Here is a 1,944-nt window from a genome sequence, read left to right on the forward strand (position 1 = left end):
ATCCGGCCAGCCATCTCGCGGCCCAGTTCCTGATGGCTCATTTCACGGCCACGGAARCGGATGTTGACCTTGAYCTTGTCGCCTTCYTCRAGGAAACCGCGCATCTTGCGCAGCTTGATCTGGTAGTCGCCCTCGTCCGTGACCGGACGGAACTTCACTTCCTTGATCTCGACCTGCTTGGTCTTCTTCTTGGCCTCGCTGGCCTTCTTCTGGGCTTCGAACTTGAACTTGCCGAAGTCCATGATCTTGCACACCGGCGGGTCGGCCTGCGGCTGGATCTCGACCAGGTCCAGGCCTTCATCTTCGGCCATGGACAACGCTTCGTCTCGCGTCAACACGCCGATCATTTCTCCGTCACTGCCGATCACGCGGACGCGCGGCACACGGATTTCCTGATTCTTGCGGTTCTGTTTGTTGTCAGGGGTACTGATATTGCGATCTCCCAAGGGTGTCGAACCCGGCCCGGGCGCCAATGCGCACGGGCCGGACCTTTGTTTACGCGCCCTCGGCCTGGAGCCGCTCGGTGAAAGCCTGGAGGCTCATGCTGCCGAGATCTTCGCCAGAACGCGTACGCACCGCCACAGCGCCGTTTTCCTTCTCGCGGTCACCAATGACCAGCAGGTACGGCACGCGCTGCAGCGTGTGCTCGCGAATCTTATAGCCGATCTTCTCGTTACGCAAATCGGCGCTGACGCGGAAGCCTTGATCCGCAAGGCTTTTGGTCACCGCAGAGACGTATTCAGCCTGCGCATCGGTGATATTGGCCACCACCACCTGGGTCGGCGCCAGCCAGGCCGGGAACTGGCCGGCGTGGTGCTCGATCAGGATGCCCAGGAAACGCTCCATCGAACCGACGATGGCCCGGTGCAGCATCACCGGATGCTTCTTCTGGCTGTTTTCGTCCACGTATTCAGCGCCCAGACGGCCAGGCATCATGAAATCGACCTGCATGGTGCCCAGCTGCCAGGTGCGGCCGATGGCGTCCTTCAGGTGGTACTCGATCTTCGGGCCGTAGAAGGCGCCCTCGCCCGGCAGCTCCTGCCATTCCACCCCGCAGCTGGACAGCGCCGAGCGCAGCGCGCCCTCTGCCTTGTCCCAGGTGGCGTCATCGCCCAGGCGCGATTCGGGGCGCAGCGCGATCTTGACCTGGATCTCCTCGAAGCCGAAATGCTGGTACACCGCCAGCGCCTGCTGGTGGAACGCGGTCACTTCCGCCTCGACCTGGTCTTCGGTGCAGAACACGTGACCGTCGTCCTGGGTGAAGCCACGCACGCGCAGGATGCCGTGCAGCGCACCGGAGGGCTCGTTGCGGTGGCAGGCGCCAAACTCACCGTAGCGGATCGGCAGATCGCGGTAGCTGTGCAGCCCCTGGTTGAACACCTGCACGTGRCMMGGGCAGTTCATYGGCTTGAKCGCGTAGGTACGCTTCTCCGACTCGGTGAAGAACATCGCGTCCTGGTAGTTGTCCCAGTGGCCCGATTTCTGCCACAGCGACACGTCCAGAATCTGCGGGCAGCGCACTTCGCCGTAGCCGGTGCTGCGGTACACCTTGCGCATGTACTGCTCGACCACCTGCCACAGCGCCCAGCCCTTCGGGTGCCAGAACACCAKGCCCGGSGCYTCYTCCTGCAGGTGGAACAGGTCCTGCTGCTTGCCGATGCGACGGTGGTCGCGCATCTCCGCTTCTTCGATGCGCTTGATGTACGCATCGAGCTGCTTCTTGTCGGCCCAGGCGGTGCCGTAGACGCGCTGCAGCTGCTCGTTCTGCGCGTCGCCGCGCCAATAGGCGCCGGAAATGCGGGTCAGCTTGAAGGCCTTCAGGAAGCGCGTGTTCGGCACGTGCGGGCCGCGGCACATGTCCACGTATTCCTGGTGGTAGTACATGCCCATCGCCTGGATGTCAGGCGACATGTCCTCGATCAGGCGCAGCTTGTAGTCCTCGCC

At 63.0% G+C, this 1,944-nt stretch carries 2 protein-coding genes; both read right to left on the minus strand.

Annotation, left to right across the window (positions count from 1 at the left end; translation table 11 throughout):
• The coding region (infC, locus tag AC1VAN_RS20260) for a translation initiation factor IF-3 (RefSeq protein ID WP_480986578.1) at positions 1–446 on the minus strand (446 nt) is incomplete at its 3' end.
• A 49-nt stretch (positions 447–495) separates the two neighbouring features.
• A partial coding sequence (thrS, locus tag AC1VAN_RS20265) for a threonine--tRNA ligase (RefSeq protein WP_480986579.1) occupies positions 496–1,944 on the minus strand: 1,449 nt, incomplete at its 5' end.

This window comes from Stenotrophomonas sp. 05L44_2, from assembly GCF_056665995.1.